This is a genomic window from Paraperlucidibaca baekdonensis (assembly GCF_003387535.1).
Classification (GTDB): domain Bacteria; phylum Pseudomonadota; class Gammaproteobacteria; order Pseudomonadales; family Moraxellaceae; genus Perlucidibaca; species Perlucidibaca baekdonensis.
Genome location: NZ_QUNR01000003.1, coordinates 272,719 through 288,807 on the forward strand (window position 1 = coordinate 272,719; position 16,089 = coordinate 288,807).

Below are 16,089 nucleotides of genomic sequence, written 5' to 3' on the forward strand. Positions count from 1 at the left end.
TTAGGTAATGGTAGAGCGCGATATTAGGCATTGGTAGTAGGTCATTGGTCTTAGACTTCGCGCAGCATGGTGGCCGGCGCACTGCGCCAGATTCGGCGCAAGGCCATCATGCCAATGCTGCCAGTGAGCGCGGCTGAGCTTAGCGGGATGTAGAACCATAGCGCACCATGCAGCGTTGGGGGTAGCTCAAGCACGTAAATATATAAGACGGCGGTCATCAGCTCTGTGAGGGCCGCCGCGAGTAGGCCGGCAAGGGCACCGAGGAGTAGCATTTCCGATAATCCGCGCTGCATGAGCTGGCGACGGCTAGCACCTAAGGCGCGCAGCAAAGCTGCTTCGTGGCGGCGCTGATCTTGGCCTGCCGCCAGACAGGCGAGCAACACCAACACGCCAGCGGCGAGTACAAACAGCAGAACAAACTCGATGGCGCGCGAGACATTATCGAGCAGCTGCCGCACTTGGCCCATGACGGCGGCGACATCGATTAACACCACGGTGGGAAAGCGCTTGATGAGCGTGGTGAGCACCTGGCGTTGCGTGGCTGGCACGTAGAATGCGGTGAGGTAGGTGGCTGGAAAATCCGCCAAGGCCTCGGGTGGAAACACCATATAGAAGTTAGGCTGAAAACTGTCCCAGTCGACTTGTCGTAAGCTGGTCACGGTGGCGTCGATGTCGCCCTCGGCGAGACTAAAGCGCAGACGATCACCGAGGCCAATGCCGAGTTTTTCGGCGAGCTTAGACTCCACCGAGACCGGCCATGGCGCCTGTGTTGGAGTTGGCCACCACTGGCCATCGAGCACGATATTGCCGGCCGGCACGGTGGCTGAGACGGTGAGGTTGAGCTCGCGGTTTAAGGCTTCTTGGCGCGGCTCATCTTTACTAACGGCGCGTTGCACTGGCGCATCGTTGATGGCCGCGAGGCGACCGCGAATGACCGGGTAGAGCGCCTCAAGACGGATGCCGGCATCGGTTAATGTGTCGCGAAAAGCGCGGGTGTCATCGATGCCTAAAGCAAACTGATTTGGGGCTTGCTCGGGTAGTTTATTTTGCCAAGCGTTGATGAGTTCGCCGCGCACACTGGTGACCAAGAGCATGGCCGTGAGACCAATGCTGAGCGCCAAAATTTGCACGCTGCAGGCCTGCGGTTGCCGCCATATATCACGCAAACCGAGCAGGCTTTTGGGCAGGGCACGCTCGCCAAATGCGCGACGCAAGAGACCCAAGACACTGCGCAGCAACAGCATGAGCAAGACAGCCAAGGCACTGCCACCGACAACTAATAGCAGCGTTAGTTGCCAACGCCCAGTTTCCAGCACCAGTAGCAACGTCAGGGCGGCCAAGGCGAGTACGCTGACGGCGATAAAGCTCATGGATACCGGCGCTAATTCGCGGCGCATCACGCGTAATGGCGAGACGCGAAAGAGGCCAATGAGCGCTGGCAACGCAAAGCCGCCGAGTGTCAGTGTGGCGGTGGCAATGCCGGTGAGCAATGGCCGTTGCCAAGCGAAGTCGAGCTCAGCGCTGGGCAGCAGGCTATCGAGCACATGAAATAATAGCCGTGAGGCAAGTGCACCGATTCCGGCACCGAGACCAATGGCCGCCAGCCAAATCAAGCCCAGCTGCCGCCAATAAATGCCCTGTACGCGCCGGCGGCTTGCGCCTAAGCAGCGCATTAAGGCAATGGTGTCGAAATGCCGTTCGCTGTAGCGTCGCGCCGCCAGTGCCACGGCTAGGCCCGATAAAATCACCGCCGCAATGCCGGCGATACTCAAATAGTCACTGGCGCGCGCCAGTGGTGTGCCGACCTCACTGCGACCGCGCGCGACATCGAGTAGGCGCTCACCCACCGCCAGCTCAGATTCGAGTTCGGCATTGATGGCGCGGATGGCCGGCGCGGAACCGGCCATCAAGAGCCGATATTGCACGCGTGAGCCGGGCAATATCACGCCGGCACGGGCAACATCGGCGGCATTGATGAGTGCGCGCGGCGCGAAGGCGGAGAAATTGCCGCCTCGGTCGGGTTCTTGCGTGAGCACAGCCGCCACCCGCAATTGGCTATCGCCGAGTTGCACGAGATCATCGAGACGAACGCCAAGCAGCGCCATCAAGCGTTGATCGAGCCAAAGTGTGCCAGCGGCCGGTAGACTCTGCGCCGCCAACAGACGCTCACCGCGGCGAGCTTGTAGTGCCCCACGCAATGGATAACCGTCAGCAACAGCCTTCACGGCGGCGAGCTGAAAGTCATCGTTGTATTGAATCATGCTGGTGAACTCAGTCACCGTGGTGCGTTGCAGGCCTTGGGCATCGACGGCCTGCAACGTCTCCTCGCGCAAGGGTCGGCTGCTGTCGAGCACCAAGTCGGCACCAAGCAGGCTGGCGGCTTGGCGCGTGAGGCCAAGCTCTAAGCTGGCACTGAAAAAACGCAGGCTGGTGGTCGCGGCCACCGCAAGAATCAGTGCCATGACCAAGAGCATGAGCTCGCCGGCGCGCAGATCGCGCAGCAGCAGTCGCCAGGCTAATGTCATGTGCTTGCACTCGCCATAAGACGGCCCGCGTCGAGATGAAGTTGGCGCTGGCAACGCGCCGCTAAAGCGTCATCGTGAGTAACTAACACCAGCGTGGTGCCGGCCTCAGCATGTGCCTCAAATAGCAGCTCAATAATCTGCGCGCCAGTGCGGCTGTCGAGATTGCCCGTGGGCTCATCGGCCAAGAGTAACTGCGGTTGGCAAGCAAAAGCGCGGGCAATGGCAACGCGCTGTTGTTCGCCGCCGGACAGCTGGCGCGGTGTATGCGCCTCGCGCGCGCCAAGTCCCACGCGTGCAAGCCAATGCCGGGCGGTGTCGCGGGCGGGTAAGCCGGCGAGCTCTAAAGGCAGCATGACATTTTCCAGCGCACTCAAATGCGGGAGCAACTGAAAACTCTGGAAGACAAAGCCAATCAGGCGTTGGCGCAGCGCGGCGCGTTGGTCTTCATTGAGCGCACCGAGCTGCTGACCGGCCAGCCACACTTCGCCACGGCTCGCCACATCCAAGCCCGCCAGTAGGCCGAGCAGGGTGGATTTCCCCGAGCCTGAGTTGCCGGTAATCGCCACGCTATCCCCTGCGTTGATGGATAGGTTGATGTCGGTCAGTATGTGAAGCTGACCACTTTCCACGGCGACCGATTGTTGCAGGTGGCGTGTCTCAATAAATTTTGGAGTGTTTGACGTCATGCGTACCTGGTTACGATTCGTGTATGGAGCCGCGCTGTGCTTGGTCATGTGGCCTGCCTCAGCCGCATCGATTTTGATTATGGGCGATAGTATCAGCGCAGCCTATGGCATGGACATTGAACAGGGTTGGGTGCGTTTGCTCGATCAGCGCCTGAGCCAGCGCGCGCCGGGGCAACATACGGTCATTAATGCCAGTGTCAGCGGTGAAACCACCAGTGGCGGTGTGCGGCGACTGCCGGCCTTGCTCAAGCAGCATCGCCCCGAGGTGGTGGTCTTGGAGCTCGGCGGCAATGATGGCCTGCGCGGTCAACCGCCTAAGCTCATGGCAACTAACTTGGCGCGCATGATTCGCCAGTCACGCCAAGCCGGCGCCCGCGTGATACTGCTCGGCATGCAAATTCCGCCAAACTATGGTCGCGCCTACACCACGGCGTTTGCTCAGGTGTATCCCACGGTGGCCGAGGCGGAAGGCGCGGCGCTGCTGCCATTTTTTCTCGATGGGGTGGGCGGTGTGCCGGCTCTCATGCAGGCCGATGGCATCCATCCTAATGCGCAAGCGCAGGCACGCCTGCTGAGCTTGGCTTGGCCATTGATCGAGACAGCGTTAAAGGCCCGTTAGCGCACTAATGACACGCCCTGATTGGCGTCGCAGCTGAGGTTGGCGGAGACCTCGGTGTTTGCCAAATCTAAGCCTAAGTTATTGAGCAAGAGCGTCACGATGGGGTCGAGCAGTGGCGACAATAGGCTGCTCACTGCCGTTTGTAAGAGCGCCACCACGCTATTGATGGTGCTGCCAAGCAGCATCAGCACGCTGCCAATGCCGTTGCCATTGCTCTCGTAGGCACTAATGCTCGGGCCGGCCAGTGTGCTGGTGAGACTGCTAATGAGCTGGCTGCTGCTGACCGACTGAAACTCCCCCTGAGTGCCTAACTCTGGCAGGTCTTCGTCATCGGGTGCTTGAAAAAGCAAGGTGGCGGAACTGCCCAAGACAGGTGTCTCTGCCATCAGCCCGAGGCCGCCCGCCGCAAACGGCACGCGTGCGCCGCATGTGTTGAAAATCAAAGTGCGCGTACAGTCTTTCAATCCCAAATCCACCAATGCAATAGGCTCGACAATCGGTGCTGAAGTGGAGGCAAATATATTCGCGCGTGCGGCGGCGGCTGAGTTGCCCATTTTGCCGATACGCAAGGTGGCGGCGGCGGTTTCAGTTGGCACGGTTAATGAACGGCTACTGCCTTGGCAGGTGAAGTCGCTAACCCGTGCATTGCCGCCGGCGAGATCAAGATTGATATCGAAACGAATGGGCGAGGGCAAAATGAGGATGTCTAGCTGGTCATAAGTCCCAATAAGCAGTGAGCCTAGGTTTAAAGACAGTAGGCTATTCAGCACGTCGGTCAGCGAGCCAGTGAGTGAGTTGACGGCGCTAGTTAAACCGCTGACCAGTGAGCTTAGACTACTGCTTAAGGTCACGCTAAGGGCTAATCGCAGCTGTGCCGAGCGCACATAAATGCGATGCGGGCTGTCGTTGATCGCTAGATGCGCCTCTGCGCGTGCTTCCTCGGGGTTGCCGATCGCGGCAAACTGCGGCGGCTCAATAACCTTAATGGCCAGATCGATGGAGTTGCCCAGCACATTGATCGGGATGATCGCGTTAATGGCGTTGTTTTGATTAGCCAATAAAATCACGGCTTGTACGAACTGGTAGAGCTGCACTTTGGCTTGCGCGCCATCGTAATCGGCATCGGGTGACAAGCTGAGGATATCGCCGAGTTTGAGCTGATTCGAGCTGGTTGATGTGGCCAATAAAATCGCATCCAGCGCGACGATTGAATCTAGCGCGCGAATGGTGGTATTGGGCACACCGTTTTGCGTTTCCAGCACATCAATCGCGGCTTGAATGAGCTCGCCGGTGCTGACATTCAGGGTCATTAAGCCGTCGTAGTTGCCGGCCTCGAGCGACAGATTGACCATGAGTGTATCCATAAACTCAAAGAGATCGATGTCGGTATGAATCAAGCCATTCCACGCGCCCACTTTAATATCTAGGCTACCGCCTAACAGCCCACCGAAAATGTCGCTAAGCAACTGAGCTTTGCTATTTTGCGTGATGTTGACATTGAGCAAGGTGCTGCGCAGCGTCAGCATGGCTAATGGCCCGCCACTCGCGGCGGCCGTGGCGGTGGCAGCTAAGGTTATGTCATGGCCCATGATGCCGCCGGCTATGAGGCTGGCAGGCGTGTCTTGCTCGACGCGTAAGGCGGTGGCGGCGCTGCTATTGCTGTCCTCGTCGAGCTGGCGCAGATTATTTTCAATGATGAGGGTGCCGCAGCGCGGAAGGGCGAGTCGGTGCTCGCTGTCGAGAGTGAAACCGTTGCGTGCCAAGCTTTCTTCGGCAATGGTTTGTGCGCTGCCATCGGTGCAGCGACCGCCGCGCGCGGCCACCTCAATGGCGGCGATATCGACCACGCGTTGTAAGTTACGTTTAATGACATAAAGCCGACCGGTGTCGACCACCATCGCCAAGCTCATCACGCCGAGTAGGAGAAAGCTCGCTGTCATCATCAACACCGCGCCGCGCTGGCGCGGGCGGGCAGCGTGACGTGGCGGTGAGTGTGTGCAATAGCTGTTCATGCCTTGAGCATGCGCCAACTATTTCAGCGATGCGTTTCAAGTCGTATCAATGGGTATCGATCTTGTAACTTGGCGGCCTGTCAGCCAAATTCTCTACGTCACGCCCTGTGCGAGCATGGCATTAGCAACTTTCACAAAGCCGGCAATATTGGCGCCGTCTACATAGCTAATTGAGCCATTGTCGCGACGACCGTATTGCGCACAGGCTCGGTGGATGCCGCACATGATTTCTTGCAAACGCTGATCGACTTCCTCTTGCGTCCACGACAGGCGCATGGCGTTTTGGCTCATCTCTAAGCCAGAGGTGGCCACGCCGCCGGCGTTACTGGCTTTGCCCGGTGCATACAAAATATGGTTGTCTTCAAACAGCGACACGGCAGCCAATGTGCAGGGCATATTGGCGCCTTCGGCAATGCAGATCACATTGTTGCGAATCAACGTTTTGGCGTCTTCTTCGTCTAACTCATTTTGTGTGGCACAAGGCAGTGCGACATCAACCGCGACATGCCAGGGGCGCTGATTTGCCTTAAAATCTGCGCCAATGCGCTCGGCATAATCACTGATGCGCCCGTATTCGACATTTTTGATTTGCTGCAATAACGCGAGTTTTTCAGGCGTAAAGCCGTCTTCGTCGATTACCACGCCTGAGGAATCAGAAGCCGTAATGACTTTTGCGCCTAAACTCATGGCTTTCTCGATGGCGTACTGAGCCACATTACCAGAGCCTGACACCGCCACGCGTAAGCCATCGAGTGTTTTGTTTTGTTCCGCCAGCATGTATTTGGCAAAATACACGACGCCATAACCGGTGGCTTCAGGTCGCACCAGTGAGCCGCCAAAACTCATGCCTTTGCCGGTAAATACGCAATCGGCTTGGTTGGTGAGTTTTTTATACATGCCCGCCATATAACCGACTTCGCGTGCGCCAACGCCAATATCGCCCGCCGGCACATCGGTGTTGGAGCCAATATGTCGATACAGCTCGGTGATGAACGATTGGCAAAAGCGCATAATTTCGCGATCGCTTTTGCCTTTCGGGTCGAAATCCGAGCCGCCTTTGCCGCCACCAATAGGCAGCGTGGTCAGGGAGTTCTTCAGGGTTTGTTCAAAAGCCAAAAATTTGAGAATGGCTAAATTGACCGAGGGGTGGAAACGAATGCCCCCTTTATACGGGCCAATGGCTGAATTATGTTGCACGCGATAACCGCGATTGACCTGTACATTGCCGGCATCATCTAACCAAGACACACGGAAAATCATAATGCGCTCGGGTTCAACTAGGCGTTCTAACAAGCTATTTTCAGCATAATGACTGTTTGCTTTTAAAAACGACCAAATACTATCAATGAACTCACTGACCGCTTGAATAAACTCGGCCTGGCCAGGGTTTTGTTGCCGAACGGTCTCGATAAAGTCGTTGCTATTAGAAAACTTCATGCGCTGTTCGACCTCAACAATTAAAATTTAAATTAGTCATTAAGAGAACACAGATTACCTAAAAGTTATATACGCACTGACTCTTCATCAGCGTGTGGCGTTAGCCATGCGGGCCAATTAGCAGTAGGTTATAAGTTCTTATGGTGAATATGAGGGAGTTAGCATGTCAAACACTGGTCAATGCCCTGTGATGCACGGCGCCAATACCACTGCAGAGCAAACCCCTGCCGCGTGGTGGCCAAAGTCATTAAATCTCGACATTCTGCATCAGCACGACGTGAAGACGAATCCGCTTGGCGTGGACTTTTCCTATCGTCACGCGCTCAAATCGCTCGATGTCGCCGCGCTGAAAAAAGACCTGCATGCCTTTATGACCGACAGCCAAGACTGGTGGCCGGCCGACTGGGGTCATTATGGCGGTTTGATGATTCGCATGGCGTGGCATGCCGCCGGCTCTTATCGTATTGCTGATGGTCGCGGGGGTGCCGCCACCGGCAACCAGCGCTTTGCGCCACTCAATTCATGGCCCGATAACGTCAACCTCGATAAAGCCCGGCGCCTGCTGTGGCCCATTAAGAAAAAATACGGCAATGCCCTCAGCTGGGCCGATCTGATTGTCTTGGCCGGCACCGTGGCTTACGAGTCGATGGGTCTGCCGGCGTATGGCTTTGCCTTTGGACGCGAAGATATTTGGCACCCTGAAAAAGATATTTACTGGGGTTCAGAAACCGAATGGCTCGCCCCTAGCGACAACGACAAGAGTCGTTATTCCGGCGAGCGTGATTTAGAAAACCCGCTCGCTGCCGTGATGATGGGCTTGATTTATGTGAATCCCGAAGGCGTTGATGGTCAGCCTGATCCACTGAAAACCGCACACGATGTGCGCGTGACATTTGCGCGTATGGCCATGAATGACGAGGAGACCGTGGCGCTGACTGCCGGCGGCCATACTGTGGGCAAATGCCACGGCAATGGCGATGCTGCCAAGCTCGGCGCAGCTCCCGAGGCCGCCGAGCTCCATGAGCAGGGCATGGGCTGGATGAATCACAGCAGCCGTGCCATTGGCCGCGATACAGTCTCCAGCGGGCTTGAGGGCGCCTGGACTACACATCCCACGCAATGGGATAACGGCTACTTTTACCTGCTGTTGACGTACGACTGGGCGCTGAAAAAGAGCCCAGCCGGCGCGTGGCAGTGGGAGCCGGTGGACATTAAAGAAGAAGATAAACCCGTCGATGTCGAAGACGCGTCAATTCGCCAAAACCCGATCATGACCGATGCCGACATGGCGCTGAAAATGGACCCTGAATATCGCAAAATTTCCGAGCGCTTCTACAAGGACCCCGCGTATTTTGCCGATGTTTTTGCGCGTGCCTGGTTCAAGCTCACGCACCGCGATTTAGGGCCAAAATCGCGTTATATAGGCCCCGATGTGCCGACTGAATCGCTGATTTGGCAAGACCCTATACCCGATGGCCCACGCAACATTAACGCCAATGCCATCAAGGCCGATATTGCCAAGACGGGCTTGTCGATAAGCGAGCTGGTGAGCACGGCTTGGGATAGCGCGCGCACCTATCGCGACTCGGATAAACGCGGTGGTGCGAATGGCGCACGCTTGCGTTTGAGTCCGCAAAAAGACTGGCTGGGCAATGAGCCCGAGCGCTTGCAGAAGGTGCTGTCGGCACTCACACCGATTGCCGCACAACATGGCGCAAGCGTGGCGGATGTCATTGTGTTGGCCGGTAATTACGGCATTGAGCAGGCAGCACACGCGACCAATGTGACTGTGCAGGTGCCATTTAGTGCCGGGCGCGGTGATGCCACTGTCGAGATGACCGATGCGGAATCATTTGAGCCGCTGGAGCCTGTTCACGATGGCTTTCGCAATTGGCTGAAAGACGACTTTGCCGTGAGCGCCGAGGAGTTATTGCTCGATCGGGCGCAGCTCATGGGCCTAACGGCGTGGGAAATGACCGCGCTCGTGGGTGGTATGCGTGTGCTTGGTTGTAATCATGGCGGCCATGAAGCCGGTGTGTTTACCGACCGCGTTGGCATCTTAAGCACGGACTTTTTCGTCAATCTCACCGACATGGCCTACCGCTGGAAGCCGACTGGCAAAAACAGCTATGACATCGTGTCGCGGGCGACTGGCGAAAAGCGCTGGTCTGCGACGCGCGTGGATTTGGTATTTGGCTCCAATTCGGTGCTGCGCGCCTACGCCGAGGTCTATGCGCAAGATGATAACCAGCAGAAATTTATCAATGACTTTGTGGCGGCGTGGACTAAAGTGATGAACGCCGACCGTTTTGATCTAGTCAGCTAAGCGCCAAGCAAAAAGCCGTGACCTTTTATAGGCCACGGCTTTTTTATTGTCCGTCGGTTCTAACGGGCTTTTCGCTGCGCGATGTTGACTACTGTGCGTCTAAGACGAGGTTTGCGCGAGTTTCAAAGAGCGTTTTTCTGGCGATGATGGCAGTGCATGCCGCACAATGCGCCACAGCACTTGGCTAAACTGGCTGACAAAACGGCCTTCATTGTAGGGAATATCTAGGCGCTGGCAGGTCGCTTTCACCTCCGTAGCCATAGCGGCGTAGCGGTGCGCGGGCACATCGGGAAATAAATGATGCTCAATTTGATGGCTTAAGTTGCCGGTCATCAGGTTGAAAAACTTGCCGCCGCGCAGGTTCGAGGAGCCTAAAATCTGGCGGTAATACCAGTGCCCACGGCTCTCGTTTTTCAGCACGCTTTTCGGGAAGATCTGCGCGTCTTTGGTGAAATGACCGCAGAAAATCACCACAAATGTCCAAACATTGCGAATGCCATTGGCGACGAAATTACCGGCAAATACCGACAAAAACATCGGGCCGGCGAGCAGCGGAAACACCACATAATCTTTCAGCAGCTGCTTTTGCATTTTGCGTTTCACCGGCTGCCATTCTTTCTGAAACTCGGCCTTGCTGGTTTTGCCAGTAAACACGCGACCCAAACGTAGCTCTTGGATGGCAATGCCCCATTGAAACAGCAGCGCGAAAATCACCGTGTAGATGGGCTGCAGTAGGTAATGCGGCTTCCAGCGCTGCTCAGGAAATAAGCGCAAAATGCCATAGCCAACGTCGTCGTCGACACCTTTTATATTGGTGTAGGTGTGGTGCATGACGTTGTGCGATTGCCGCCAGTTATCGCTGGTGCCGGCGATGTCCCATTCGTAGGTTTGGCCTTTGAGTTTGGGGTCGTTCATCCAGTCGTATTGGCCGTGCATCACGTTGTGCGCGACCTCCATATTTTCCATGATTTTCGACACAGCCAACAGCAGCGTGCCGATCACCCAAAATACTGGGAAGAAGCTCAAAAACAGACAGGCGCGGCCTAAAAAGCCGGTGTAGCGCACGGTGGCGAGTACGCGGCGAATGTAGCGTGCATCGTGCTCACCGACATCGGCCAAGGCTTTTTTGTGCATGGCATCGAAGGTGGTTTCGAGCTCGAGTAACTGTGTTTGCGTCAGAGTTTTCATGGAGCATTCCTCGTCGAGGCGAGTGGTGGTCGTGATTGCCGCGCTGCTAAGTAGACACGCGGCGCCATCAGGTATTACACATTGAGGGTTAAGTCAGAGCGCGCGCTGTTGATGCACAGCTTCAAGCCCGGGCTATCGCCGTCATGGCGGGCTTGCGTGATGATGTTTTCGCTAACGCCGCTGGCTTTTCCGCAGGCGCAGGTATTGCAAATGCCGCGGCGACAGCCCGAGGCCGGCGTGATGCCTTGCGCCTCTAAGGCCGGCAATAAGGGCTCGCCAGCGATCACTTGCACGACCTTGCCGCTGCGCGCCAGCGTGATATTAACCAGCTGCGTGGCATCGCTAATCACCACGGGCAATGAGAATGCCTCGCTTTGCAGCGGCAAGCCCTGAGCGCTAGCGATAGCCTCGGCACAGGCGATAAAACCGGCCGGGCCACAGGCCATCAGCTCGGGGCGTGGCGACTTATCTGTGGTGCTTGCTGAGACCACATGCTCTGCATGTAAACGCGGCGCCTGCTCACTCTCGGTGCAGTACAGGTTGAATTGAAACAATGGCTCGCGCGCGGCCAACGCTATGAGCTGGTCTATATGGCAGGCGTGTTCTCGAGTTTTCACCCAATACTGCAGCTGCGTGGGCCGTGTCAGCGGCTCATTGAGCAGGCTTAAAAATGGCGTGATGCCGCTGCCGGCGGCGAGCATGATGACCGGTGCGGTGCTGGCCGGCCAGGCGAGCTCGCCATAAGGTGCGCTGAGTTTCAGCCAATCACCGATGCTGGCCTGCGTTTGCGCCCAATGGCTGAAACGGCCATTCGGCACCTGCTGCACGGTGATTTGCAGCTCGCCGCTGGCCAGCGCACTTGGGCTGTAGCTGCGCGCCACCCAAGCGCCATTGATCGCTGCCGACACGGTGATGTGTTGGCCGGCGCGAAAGCCAGCAAAGGCTTTATTGGGTTTGATGGTCAGCGCCACGGCGTGTGCGGAGGCCGGCGTGATGTGGGTGATTTTGCCGCGCGGTTCAGCGCTGCGCAGGGGCGCGACATGGTCCTGCCAAAACGCCGCGACGTCGGCTGGCGCAATGGCATTTTTGAGCGCGGTGATGATCTGTTGAGCGGCCATGATAAGCCCTCGCGTGGTCACTGGATGCGGTCATTATACGACTGTCTATACAAATGTCTATGCACCTGTCTATACATTTGTAAATGACCGATAAGTCGCTACACTAAGCACTTGAGTAAGCGTGAAAATTATTTCTTTACGATGACCGCCGAGGACGCGCCATGACCACCGACGAACTCGCGCCTCCTGCGCGCAAGAGCAGCATCAGCGCCGATGACCTGATTCAGGCGGCGATGGCGCTGATCGGCCCCACACGCAGCATGGCCACACTCAGTCTGCGCGAGGTCACGCGCCAGGCGGGCATCGCGCCGAATAGCTTTTATCGGCATTTTCGCGATGTCGATGCGCTCGGCATCGCACTGATTGCCCAAGCCGGCAGCAGCCTGCGTCTGGTCTTTAGCGAAGCGCGTCAGCGCATCAGTGATGGCAGCAGCGTGGTGCGCACGTCACTCAATGTGTTTTTTGAGCAGCTCAATGCCAAGGAGCGCTATTTGGAGTTGCTGCTCTGCGAGGGGCGCGTGGGCTCGGCGGGTTATCAGGCCGCTGTCGATACGCAGCTGCAGTATTTTGAGCAAGAGCTGACGGGCGACCTAATACGCTTAGAGGCGCGCAATGCACAAAAGCTACACGAGCCTACGGTGGTGGCGAAGGCTATTACGCGCTTGGTATTTAGCATGGGCGCACAGGCCGTGGGTAAAGGGCCTGCGCAGCAACAGGAGTTGCTCGAACAAACCGCCACCATGGTTTACATGATTTTGGCGGGTGCACGAGCCATGGCCTCACCGGTTTAATCCGCCACCTCATGTTGCGTGGCACGCTACGACGCCGTACAGGGTGTCGATCTCTTGAAATGACCGCGGTAATGTAGTTTCTTAACAACACACTTAGGTCAGTCAATCAGCAGACTAGAGAATACGCCACATGACAGATAGCAACCCGCGCACCGAGAGTGTCTTATTGTGGCGTGAACAGCTGCGTCAGCAGACCGAGAGCGCCACGGGGCACGTGTTACTGGAGCAGGTCAGCGAGCTGTTGCGCGCGAACCCAGTGGAGGATGTTGCCAGCGCAGTGTGCGAGCGAATTTATAACCAGCTAAACGCCAGTAGTGTGGCATTGCTTCGCTACAGCAGTGCGCGTTTGCAGCTAGTTGCCGGCACACAATTGCGCTATCCCGATGGCACGCGCTTGCCAAGCCAAGGCTGGATTTCATCGCTGCTACGCTATCCGGTGCAGCCGTTACTGCGTCAAGACATTGAGGCACCGTGGCTAGCGCGCCAATCAGCCGCCGGGTACGAATGGATTGTGCCGCTGGTGAGCCGTTCGCAGGTCATGGGCTTGCTGGTGATTTCAGGTGCAACGGCGGCGCCCGAGAGTCATTGGCAGCAAGCGTTGCATACGTTATCGGTGCTCTTGGCCTGTGCTTTTACAGAGTCCGGCAGTGGGCGCAGCCGCCTCACTGAGCGTCAGCGCCAAGAGCTAAATTTGCTCACGGCGCGTGAAAAAGAGGTGATGGCCTTGTTACCACAGGGCATGGCCAATGCGCGTATTGCCAGTGCGCTGGGCATCTCGTTAGGCACAGTGAAAACGCATATAGAACATATATTGTCGAAATTACAGCTTGATGATCGAGCCCATGCCGCAGCCCGCGCGGTTGAGCTCAAGTTGGGGGGCAGTGGCCTATGAGGCGCTTTTTGCAAACGCGGCGATTGAGCATTTGGGTGGCCACTTTCCTGCCCATGGCGCTGCTGATTGGCGCTGGCGTGCTCATGGTGTGGAGTGCGCAAACCAGTAAACAGGCCGAGATGCAGGTGCGTTTGGGGCTGCGTGTACTCAGCCAAATCCATGCCTTGCACGCACAATTAGCTGAGGGCGCGAGTGGTATTCGCGGGTTTTTACTGACACAAAAAGACAGCTTTCTTGCGCCCTATGAGCTTGCACGCGTCCGCATTCCACCGGCGTTGGAGGCGCTTTCTGGCAAGGTTAAAGATAGCGAGCAGCAGCGGCATTTGGCGGTAGTCACCACGCTCATCAATGAAAAACTCACCAATTTGGCGGTCATTAAAGCGCAAGCGACTACCGCCGATCGAGACGCCACGCTGCAAATAATTCTCAATGATAACAAGAATTTATTGGACCGCTTGCGCGCCACAGTGGTGCTCATGGAGCGGCGCGAAGAAATCGTCATTGCTGAGCGTAGCGCCATTGCCGATCGTTGGCGCCAGCAAGCTCTCGTGCTGTCTTTAGTGGCCTTGCTGATGGTGTTGGTGGGCATGGCATTTTCGGCGTGGTTGGCGCTGCGTGCCCGCCAAGCCGATGCCGCGGCGGCCGCTGCTGAGCAAACCAATCGGGCCAAATCCGACATGTTGTCGCGCGTGAGCCATGAGCTGCGAACACCGCTCAATGGCATTTTGGGCTATGCACAGTTGCTGGCGAGGCAGCCTCTAGCGCCGTTGGCACAGCGCCAAGTCGGGCATATTTTGGCCAGCGGCGATCACTTATTGCAGCTTGTTAATGATGTGCTGGACTTATCTCGCCATGAGCTGCGCGCGCCACAGCTGAGCCTGCGTGCACTGCCGCTGGCGGCTTTGTTGCACGACTGCATGGCCTGGGTCGAGTCCACAGCGCACAGCACAGCGGCGTGGCATACGCAGCTAGATGACACGTTGTCGGTCTATGCCGATGAGCAGCGTTTGCGGCAAATTCTCATCAATTTACTCAGCAATGCCATGAAGTTTAATCGTCCTGGCGGGGCGCTGAGTGTGGCTATTGAGGCTATCGATGCGACCGTGGTTGTGCGCATCAGTGATAGCGGCGAGGGCATTGCAAGCACCGATCTGGAGCGACTTTTTCAGCCCTTTGAGCGCCTTCATAAAGGCATTGAGGGGATAGGTTTGGGGCTGACCATTAGCCGGCAATTAGCGCAGGCAATGGGCGGTGATATTCATGTCGCCAGCGAGCTCGGCACTGGCAGTACGTTCACACTCGTGTTGCCGCGTGTTGAGCCAACATAAGCATTTCGGAGAGGGCAGATGACTGAGACGTTACTAAACAGCCGCATCCTGATCATTGATGATGAGATTCGCAATGTTGAGTTACTTGAGGATGTGCTCACCGCAGAGGGCTTCACGAATCTGATCAGCAGCACCGAGCCTGATCGCGCCATGGCCCTGATCGACACGGTTGCACCCGATTTACTGCTGCTCGATTTACGCATGCCGGGCACCGATGGCTACACGATTTTGTCGCGTCTGCAGCCGCGCCAACGCGACGGTGAGTATTTGCCGGTGGTGGTGTTGACCGCGGATGCCGCCCGTGATGCGCGCCACCGTGCATTGGCTTTGGGCGCGCATGATTTTCTGACGAAACCGTTTGATATCACCGAGGTGATTTTACGGGTCTGGAATCTGCTGGAAACACGCGCACTCTATAAGCGCTTGCGTGAGTTGACCGGGCAGTTGCCCAAAGCTGAGCAACGGCCCTGGACGAGCGATTAAAACGAGGTTGAAAGCGACGCTTGCAGCGCGTGATTGGTGGTGTCGGAGTTCAGACCATTAATGCGCTGATTGAGGTAGCCGAGCTCCACACTGAGTGTTGGCGACAGCTTTTTTCCCAAGCCTAAGTAGGCGCGGTTTTGATTAAAGGTTTGGTTGTTGAGCGAATCTTTATTGCTGAGATTGAGGAAAACTTCATTTTGTGCGGCCACAAAGTAGTCACTCTGTGCACTGAGCGGCTGCGTGTAACGGACAAAATAGCGCAGTCGGTCACTGTAAATATCGCCTGCTGACGCGCGCTCAATGAAACGTTGCTCTAGGCGAAAACGATGTTGTAGGCGACCGTGACCGGCATCGTGGCGGTGCACCAGCTGCTGCCATAAGCGATGTTCGGTGGTGTCAGGCACTGTGGGGCTGTAGCTGCCAATATAAGCGTAACCGGCGGCGATATCGGTATTGGCCGTTAATGCATAACTCAAGCCCGGGCGAATCAGGACATTTTGCACAAATTCGGCTTTATCGGCGCTGCGCACTTGCACGTCTGAAATGAACTTCCACTGCTCATTAATGCTGGCGCTATTGAACCACGCCGTCCACAACGATTGGCTATCGGCATGTGCTGTGCTGGCCAGCAGTAGTGCAGGGATTAAAGAGAGTTTGAATAGCTGCATAGTGTTTGTGTCCTAA

13 protein-coding genes are annotated in these 16,089 nt (G+C 56.7%); 6 read left to right on the top strand and 7 right to left on the bottom strand.

Annotation, left to right across the window (positions count from 1 at the left end):
• Positions 1-50 precede the first annotated feature (50 nt).
• Together DFR26_RS07835 and DFR26_RS07840 are read right to left on the bottom strand one after the other, a co-directional pair.
• Complete coding sequence (locus DFR26_RS07835) at positions 51-2,525, bottom strand: ABC transporter permease (protein WP_116208406.1); 2,475 nt, start codon at positions 2,523-2,525, stop codon at positions 51-53.
• The gene (locus DFR26_RS07840; protein WP_116208407.1) at positions 2,522-3,211 is read right to left on the bottom strand and encodes an ATP-binding cassette domain-containing protein; all 690 of its coding nucleotides are present in this window, start codon (positions 3,209-3,211) and stop codon (positions 2,522-2,524) included. The genes DFR26_RS07835 and DFR26_RS07840 overlap by 4 nt, the downstream gene beginning before the upstream one ends.
• Between DFR26_RS07840 and DFR26_RS07845 the strand changes: the two genes are divergently transcribed.
• Positions 3,210-3,830, top strand: coding sequence for an arylesterase (locus DFR26_RS07845; RefSeq protein ID WP_116208408.1), 621 nt, complete (start codon positions 3,210-3,212; stop codon positions 3,828-3,830). The genes DFR26_RS07840 and DFR26_RS07845 overlap by 2 nt on opposite strands.
• Here the strand turns inward: DFR26_RS07845 and DFR26_RS07850 are convergent.
• The gene (locus tag DFR26_RS07850; protein WP_116208409.1) at positions 3,827-5,842 is read right to left on the bottom strand and encodes a Tad domain-containing protein; all 2,016 of its coding nucleotides are present in this window, start codon (positions 5,840-5,842) and stop codon (positions 3,827-3,829) included. The two genes, DFR26_RS07845 and DFR26_RS07850, sit on opposite strands and share 4 nt — an antisense overlap.
• 93 nt (positions 5,843-5,935) lie before the next feature.
• Positions 5,936-7,279, bottom strand: coding sequence for an NADP-specific glutamate dehydrogenase (gene gdhA / locus DFR26_RS07855; protein ID WP_116208410.1), 1,344 nt, complete (start codon positions 7,277-7,279; stop codon positions 5,936-5,938).
• A 163-nt stretch (positions 7,280-7,442) separates the two neighbouring features.
• Between gdhA and katG the strand changes: the two genes are divergently transcribed.
• A complete protein-coding gene (katG, locus tag DFR26_RS07860) occupies positions 7,443-9,605 on the top strand; it encodes a catalase/peroxidase HPI (protein ID WP_116208411.1) in 2,163 nt (720 codons plus the stop codon).
• A gap of 99 nt (positions 9,606-9,704) precedes the next feature.
• Here katG and DFR26_RS07865 read toward each other — a convergent pair whose 3' ends face one another.
• Positions 9,705-10,793: a fatty acid desaturase family protein gene (locus DFR26_RS07865; RefSeq protein ID WP_116208412.1), complete on the bottom strand. Its 1,089-nt coding sequence runs from the start codon at positions 10,791-10,793 to the stop codon at positions 9,705-9,707.
• A 74-nt stretch (positions 10,794-10,867) separates the two neighbouring features.
• Complete coding sequence (locus DFR26_RS07870; protein ID WP_116208413.1) at positions 10,868-11,911, bottom strand: flavin reductase family protein; 1,044 nt, start codon at positions 11,909-11,911, stop codon at positions 10,868-10,870.
• A gap of 161 nt (positions 11,912-12,072) precedes the next feature.
• Between DFR26_RS07870 and fabR the strand changes: the two genes are divergently transcribed.
• From fabR to DFR26_RS07890, 4 genes are all read left to right on the top strand, one after another.
• A complete protein-coding gene (fabR, locus tag DFR26_RS07875) occupies positions 12,073-12,702 on the top strand; it encodes an HTH-type transcriptional repressor FabR (protein ID WP_116208414.1) in 630 nt (209 codons plus the stop codon).
• 130 nt (positions 12,703-12,832) lie between these two features.
• On the top strand, positions 12,833-13,594 hold the full coding sequence (locus tag DFR26_RS07880; RefSeq protein WP_116208415.1) for a helix-turn-helix transcriptional regulator: 762 nt from the start codon (positions 12,833-12,835) through the stop codon (positions 13,592-13,594).
• 8 nt (positions 13,595-13,602) lie between these two features.
• Positions 13,603-14,922 (top strand): sensor histidine kinase, encoded by a 1,320-nt coding sequence (locus DFR26_RS07885; RefSeq protein ID WP_181899024.1) that lies wholly within the window; start codon positions 13,603-13,605, stop codon positions 14,920-14,922.
• A gap of 18 nt (positions 14,923-14,940) precedes the next feature.
• Positions 14,941-15,405 carry a response regulator gene (locus DFR26_RS07890; protein ID WP_116208417.1) on the top strand — a complete coding sequence of 155 codons (465 nt, stop codon included), beginning with the start codon at positions 14,941-14,943 and terminating at the stop codon, positions 15,403-15,405.
• Here DFR26_RS07890 and DFR26_RS07895 read toward each other — a convergent pair.
• The gene (locus DFR26_RS07895; protein ID WP_116208418.1) at positions 15,402-16,073 is read right to left on the bottom strand and encodes a DUF2490 domain-containing protein; all 672 of its coding nucleotides are present in this window, start codon (positions 16,071-16,073) and stop codon (positions 15,402-15,404) included. The two genes, DFR26_RS07890 and DFR26_RS07895, sit on opposite strands and share 4 nt — an antisense overlap.
• Positions 16,074-16,089: the final 16 nt, after the last annotated feature.

Bases quoted from the DNA above. Each gene is read 5' to 3' on its own strand.
- DFR26_RS07850 (WP_116208409.1), bottom strand. From the start codon at position 5,842: ATGAACAGCTATTGCACACACTCACCGCCACGTCACGCTGCCCGCCCG.
- DFR26_RS07840 (WP_116208407.1), bottom strand. From the start codon at position 3,211: ATGACGTCAAACACTCCAAAATTTATTGAGACACGCCACCTGCAACAA.
- DFR26_RS07895 (WP_116208418.1), bottom strand. From the start codon at position 16,073: ATGCAGCTATTCAAACTCTCTTTAATCCCTGCACTACTGCTGGCCAGC.
- DFR26_RS07880 (WP_116208415.1), top strand. From the start codon at position 12,833: ATGACAGATAGCAACCCGCGCACCGAGAGTGTCTTATTGTGGCGTGAA.
- DFR26_RS07870 (WP_116208413.1), bottom strand. From the start codon at position 11,911: ATGGCCGCTCAACAGATCATCACCGCGCTCAAAAATGCCATTGCGCCA.
- DFR26_RS07890 (WP_116208417.1), top strand. From the start codon at position 14,941: ATGACTGAGACGTTACTAAACAGCCGCATCCTGATCATTGATGATGAG.
- fabR (WP_116208414.1), top strand. From the start codon at position 12,073: ATGACCACCGACGAACTCGCGCCTCCTGCGCGCAAGAGCAGCATCAGC.
- gdhA (WP_116208410.1), bottom strand. From the start codon at position 7,279: ATGAAGTTTTCTAATAGCAACGACTTTATCGAGACCGTTCGGCAACAA.
- DFR26_RS07835 (WP_116208406.1), bottom strand. From the start codon at position 2,525: ATGACATTAGCCTGGCGACTGCTGCTGCGCGATCTGCGCGCCGGCGAG.
- katG (WP_116208411.1), top strand. From the start codon at position 7,443: ATGTCAAACACTGGTCAATGCCCTGTGATGCACGGCGCCAATACCACT.
- DFR26_RS07865 (WP_116208412.1), bottom strand. From the start codon at position 10,793: ATGAAAACTCTGACGCAAACACAGTTACTCGAGCTCGAAACCACCTTC.
- DFR26_RS07845 (WP_116208408.1), top strand. From the start codon at position 3,210: ATGCGTACCTGGTTACGATTCGTGTATGGAGCCGCGCTGTGCTTGGTC.